Source organism: Streptococcus sp., assembly GCF_041802885.1.
In the GTDB taxonomy this organism is placed as follows: Bacteria; Bacillota; Bacilli; order Lactobacillales; family Streptococcaceae; genus Streptococcus.
On record NZ_JBHCHN010000022.1, the window covers coordinates 1 to 5,452 of the forward strand.

6 protein-coding genes and 1 pseudogene are annotated in these 5,452 nt (G+C 41.8%); 5 read left to right on the top strand and 2 right to left on the bottom strand.

Translation table 11 applies throughout. The features are described from left to right. Nucleotides 1-192 (bottom strand): cadmium resistance transporter (locus tag ACEYCN_RS03660; protein ID WP_373712950.1); only part of this gene is annotated, 192 nt, incomplete at its 3' end. Nucleotides 193-302: 110 nt separating this feature from the next. On the opposite strand from ACEYCN_RS03660, the pseudogene ACEYCN_RS03665 reads away from it, so the two are divergent. Next, nucleotides 303-416, top strand: a pseudogene (locus ACEYCN_RS03665) (IS3 family transposase); the annotation flags it as partial. Nucleotides 417-1,140: 724 nt separating this feature from the next. On the opposite strand, the gene rlmD reads toward ACEYCN_RS03665, so the two are convergent. Beyond that, on the bottom strand, nucleotides 1,141-2,589 hold the full coding sequence (gene rlmD / locus ACEYCN_RS03670) for a 23S rRNA (uracil(1939)-C(5))-methyltransferase RlmD (protein WP_373712951.1): 1,449 nt from the start codon (nucleotides 2,587-2,589) through the stop codon (nucleotides 1,141-1,143). A gap of 56 nt (nucleotides 2,590-2,645) precedes the next feature. On the opposite strand from rlmD, the gene ACEYCN_RS03675 reads away from it, so the two are divergent. From ACEYCN_RS03675 to ACEYCN_RS03690, 4 genes are all read left to right on the top strand, one after another. After that, the gene (locus ACEYCN_RS03675; protein WP_373712952.1) at nucleotides 2,646-3,419 is read left to right on the top strand and encodes an aminoglycoside 3'-phosphotransferase; all 774 of its coding nucleotides are present in this window, start codon (nucleotides 2,646-2,648) and stop codon (nucleotides 3,417-3,419) included. A 10-nt stretch (nucleotides 3,420-3,429) separates the two neighbouring features. After that, complete coding sequence (gene recX, locus ACEYCN_RS03680; RefSeq protein ID WP_373712953.1) at nucleotides 3,430-4,206, top strand: recombination regulator RecX; 777 nt, start codon at nucleotides 3,430-3,432, stop codon at nucleotides 4,204-4,206. 74 nt (nucleotides 4,207-4,280) lie between these two features. Beyond that, nucleotides 4,281-4,814, top strand: coding sequence for a DUF402 domain-containing protein (locus ACEYCN_RS03685; protein ID WP_373712954.1), 534 nt, complete (start codon nucleotides 4,281-4,283; stop codon nucleotides 4,812-4,814). Between the two features lie 66 nt (nucleotides 4,815-4,880). Then, entirely contained in the window at nucleotides 4,881-5,198 is a 318-nt protein-coding gene (locus tag ACEYCN_RS03690; protein WP_373712955.1) for a DUF960 domain-containing protein, read from the top strand. Nucleotides 5,199-5,452 lie beyond the last annotated feature (254 nt).

Here is a 5,452-nt window from a genome sequence, read left to right on the forward strand (position 1 = left end):
AATATAATCTAAGACAAATGCAAAAAGCAAACTTAGCAATATTAGACTAACAGAGCCTAGAAATTGCCCTAAATAGATGTTAATGATGTCTTTTTTGCTTTTTCTTTTGGCAAAAAATAACATTAGGATAATAAGTAAGTCTACGGCTGTCCCAGAATACAGGATTATTGAAGTAACAACATTTTGAATCATAAAACACCTCATTCAAATATATTTTTGAATGTATTCTAACATTAAACTTTGTAGATGTCAACTTAAAATCCACCAATTAATAATTGCATGTCAATTTTTGTATTGTGTAGTTTAAGAAATATATTGTAATTCAAATTGTAGAAAATTACATCAAATATTATAATGAAAAAAGAATCCAACAAAAATTGGACTACCTGTCTCCGGTTGAATACCGGAGACGGTAGCCCTAGGGTGTTTTTTTTAATTCTCACTTTTTTGGGGTCAGTCCCACGACCGTTGATTGAGCTTAAAACTATTTCGATTTATGAGCCATTGGAAATCTCGTATGATGAATATATGTCTAATTGCAAACATTAACTAGAGTAATAGCCTAGTTAATAAGCATGGGAGGGAGTTATAAGCTCTCTCTTTTTTGTCTGCGCTGTTCGCGGACAAATCGCACGTTGATTCGTGCGACGGGCGAAGACCATTTTTTGCTGATAATTTTAGCGCAGCTGAAATTATTTTGTTAGCAAAAGATGGGCAAGCAAAAATTGCGTGAAGCAATTTTTTCGGTGCGTAGTTCGCGCCGATTTTTTCGAGGCCACTTTTGTGGGCCGAAAAAGCAGTGAATTTTTTGAACCGTGAGGGTCAAAAAGGGGGTGCAACCCATAGCCCTCGGCAGAGCGTTTGTAGTTTTGATGAACCGTAGGGTTGTCAAAACTACAAAAACGTTACTTTTTGACAAAAAGTAACAAAAACCTCTGTTACTTGCTTCTCAAATTTTTTTAAGGAAAATCATTGAGTCTAATTTATTTGGTGAGGAATAGCGGAGCGCCTCACCGTTGCTCGCTATTCGAGCAATCATAACACAAAATTTTAAGATATTGATAATTTAGAAATCAACAGACCAATCTTAAATAATCACTTTTCTACAAAAATAATGGAATCATTTATCTATCCATTTTTTCAGTAATCTTTGATTTCTGAATAAGTGGCTTCCTTCTTGACAGAAATATCTTTGAGGTCGTCTTCATTGATTTCAAGATCAATATGATGATTGATATCTCGTTTGGACAATTTCACAACCGCCTCCGTTCTAGCCGTATGTGGAAACATATCGACGCTCTGGATATAGTCGATATCATAGACCTGAGCCAGCTTAACCAGATCCCTGGCCAGAGTGGAGACATTACAGGACACATAGACCATCTTCTCAGGCTGATAGCGCACAATCGTATCCAAAAGCTGATCATCCAAACCAGTCCGCGGCGGATCCACCACCAAAGCATCCGCCCGATAGCCTTCCCTATACCATTTAGGAATAATCTCCTCTGCCTGACCGACCTCATAATAGGCATTGTCAAGGCCCAGCCGACTGGCATTTTTCCTAGCATCCTCGATCGCTTCCGGAATGATATCCATCCCCCGCACCGAAGCCACCTTGCCCGCAAAGGCAAAGCCAATGGTCCCCACCCCGCAATAGGCATCAATCAAGTGCTCGCTTCCGTCCACATCCAAGGCCCTCACAGCCTCCCCGTAAAGGACCTGCGTTTGCTCAGGGTTTAATTGGTAAAAAGCCCGAGGTGATAAGTCGAAGTCGTAACCAAGAACGGATTCGCGGATACTATCCTGACCCCAGATGTTTTCCGTCTTCTCTCCATAAATCTCACTGGACTTGCTCCGATGATGATTAAGGGCCACCGTCACAATATCAGGATAAACCCCTACCAATTCCTTAATCAAGTTCCCCAAATTCACCTGACGGGAGGTCACAAAAATCAGCTGAACCTGGCCTGTCTTACGAGAACGCCGCACCATGACCGTCCGAATCCCTTGCTGCTTGCGCTCGTCATGAATGGGGATTTTGTGCTTGGTCAACAACTGAGCCACCATGTTGATAACAGCCTGGGTCACCTGATCCTGGACCAGACAGTCCTGGATGGCCACCAAACGATGACTCCCCTGAGCGTAGAGCCCAGCCTGAACCTGCCCCTTAACATTCCGCGTTTGGAATTGCAGCTTGGCCCGGTAATATTCCGGCTCCTCCATCCCAAGGGTTGGCCGCAATTCATAGGCCTCATAACCTGCCGGCTGGTATTTTTTCAAGGCCTGCCGCAACAAATCCACCTTAAAATCCAGCTGCTGATCGTAGCGCAAATGCATGAGCTGGCAACCCCCACAGGCCTCGTAAATCGCACACTTGGGCGTAACCCGAAACTTGGACTTCTTATTGATGGTCAAAAGCCTGGCCTCCGCAAAATTGCGCTTAACAGCCGTCACCTGACAAAAAACATCCTCACCCTTGAGAGCCCCTGGCACAAAGACTAAGCTCTTCTTATAAAAACCAATCCCCTCGCCATTGATACCCATCCGCTTAATTTTCAGCGGTATTTTCTGTTTTACTTCTAGATTCATACCCCCATTATACCACGCTTCTCCCAGAAATTTTTACAATATGGTACAATGAAAGAATGAAGAAAGAAGTTTCCATCCAACTGGCAGATTACCCAGAAAGCCTCCGCCTTTTTTTAGAAAATAGCAAGGCCTACGATACCTCATCGCATTCTGGTGCAAAGGTCCTCTATTTAGATCAGGGTTACTATTTGAAAATCGATGGCAAAGAAAGCTTACATCAAGAAGCCCAACGAATCAAATGGTTCGTCAAAGAAGACCTGGGAGTCCCTCTTATCCAGTACATTTCTACTGATAAGGATTACCTGCTCACCAAAGCAGCTGATGGATTAGATGCCACCCACTTTCTCCAAGAACCAGAAAAAATCTGCCAGGCTATGGCCAAAGCCCTCAGAGAACTGCACCAACTCAGACCAGCAGATTTCCCAACCAATCACCATCTTGCCCACTATCGAAATGTGGCTCAAGAAAACTACGAAAAAGGATATTTTTATCCAAAAGCTCTCTTGCCGCAGTTTGGAATCACCAGTCGGAAGGAAGCCTATCAACTCATCCAAGAAAAAGGCCATCTCCTCACAGAAAATGCCCTTATCCACGGAGATGCCTGCCTGCCAAACATCATTCTAAAGGAAGATGCTACATTTTCTTCCTTTATCGATGTCGGCTTAGCTGGTATGTCTGACAGGCATATCGACATCTACTGGGTCATCTGGTCTCTCCATTACAATCTGGGCAACGCAGCATACGGCGACATTTTCTTAGACCATTATGGCAGAAACCAAGTCGACCAAGAAAAATTACGCCTCGTCGCAGCCTTTGAAGCCTTTGGCTAGAAAGACAGACATGAAAATTACCAAACTTGAAAAGAAAAAAAGACTCTATCTCCTCGAAACGGACCAGGACCAGAAAATCTACATCACAGAAGATACCATTGTCCGCTTCTTTTTATCAAAAGATAAGGAAATTACAGAAGAACAATTGAAGGAAATTCAAACTTTTGCACAAAAGTCCTATGGCAAAAACCTAGCCCTCTACCACCTATCCTTCAAGCAGAGAACAAAAAAAGAAGTCAGCGACTACCTCCATAACCATGAAATTGATACCAGCATCATTCCAAGCATCCTCAGTGAACTCGAATCAGACAACTGGATTAACGACCAAGCCTATACCCGAAATATGTTGGATCAAAATCAACATTCTGGCGATAAGGGCCCTCACATCCTCCAACAAAAGTTGGGCCAAAAAGGCATTGAGAAACAGATGCTAAATCAGCTAATAGCAGAATATGATTTTTCAGCAGTTGCTGAAAGAGTAGCTAAAAAAATGCTCATGAAATACCAGACCAAACTTCCCCATAAAGCCCTCAAAGATAAACTGACGCAAAGCTTGATGACCAAAGGTTTTTCCTATCCACAGGCCCAAGAAGCCATTGCTGCACTAGAAATAGAAAGCGACCATGAACAAGAAGAAGACCTAATCTATAAAGAATTGGACAAACAACACCGGAAATATTCCAAAAAATATGAAGGCTACGACCTGCAGCAACGGTTAATCCAATCCCTAGTCAGAAAAGGCTATGACTATGACCTCATCAAGTCAGCCCTCAGAGATTACATGTAAAATACTCCCCTTTCTCCCCAATTTATGATATAATGATTTGGATTAAACTTAAATTGTAGAAAGATGGTAACATTGTGAAATTGCCCAAAGAAGGCGACTTTATTACAATTCAAAGTTATAAACATGACGGGGAATTGCACCGCACTTGGCGCGATACCATGGTACTAAAAACAACAGAAAATGCCATCATCGGCGTCAACAACCATACTCTGGTGACTGAAAATGATGGCCGCCGCTGGGTCACCCGTGAACCAGCCATTGTCTATTTTCATAAGAAATATTGGTTCAATATCATCGCGATGATCCGTGAAAACGGGATTTCCTACTACTGCAACCTAGCCAGTCCCTATATTCTGGACAGTGAAGCCCTCAAGTACATCGACTATGACTTAGATGTCAAAGTCTTTGCAGATGGAGAAAAACGGCTCTTGGATGTGGATGAGTACGAAAGACATCGTAAACAAATGCACTACCCTGCAGATATTGATTATATTCTCAAAGAAAATGTCAAAATTCTTGTAGACTGGATCAATAACCAACGTGGCCCATTCTCACAAGCCTATGTTAATATTTGGTACAAACGATATTTAGAACTGAGAAATCGTTAAAGTTGCATAAAAGAAAAAACCTGTATGGACAGGCTTTTTTCATAGCTAAAGAAAGAAGGATTAGCCATGGCCTTTACCCAAACAAAAGGAAGATATGCCACCTTTGGAATCGTCACCTCTCTACCAGGAGAAGTCATTGACAGTTTTTGGTATTTCATCGATCAATACCTAAAGCACGTTATTCCCCTCAAGCACATCCTCCATTTCAAACTGCAAAACAAAAAAGGAAAACTCAGCCTTTCCTTCTCTCAAGAAAAATATCCAAACAGCATTACAGTAGACTTTCCCTACAAATTTGATCCCTTCTATCCCCCTTCTGTCCTAGTCGTAGACCGTAGCGGGAAGGAAACCATTGCCCTACCGGATGAACTCATCAATCTATAAGCACAACCATCAAATAGAAGTAATAAAGACGGCTCTATAATTTCTGTAGTGGGTAAATCCAACATGGAGATTATGGAGCCTTTTTGAGTGTATACAAAAAGTCCCATATGACCTATAATGAAAAGCGACCAAACTATCATTGGAAAGACTCATATGGAACAATTAAATTTTATCACAAACTTACTAGGAATAAAAGACCCAAACATCACTATCTTAGATTATCAGGACTGCGGTACACATAAGGAAATCAGTGC

Coding starts and splice junctions, on each gene's coding strand:
- rlmD (WP_373712951.1), bottom strand. CDS start 2,589: ATGAATCTAGAAGTAAAACAGAAAATACCGCTGAAAATTAAGCGGATG.
- ACEYCN_RS03675 (WP_373712952.1), top strand. CDS start 2,646: ATGAAGAAAGAAGTTTCCATCCAACTGGCAGATTACCCAGAAAGCCTC.
- recX (WP_373712953.1), top strand. CDS start 3,430: ATGAAAATTACCAAACTTGAAAAGAAAAAAAGACTCTATCTCCTCGAA.
- ACEYCN_RS03690 (WP_373712955.1), top strand. CDS start 4,881: ATGGCCTTTACCCAAACAAAAGGAAGATATGCCACCTTTGGAATCGTC.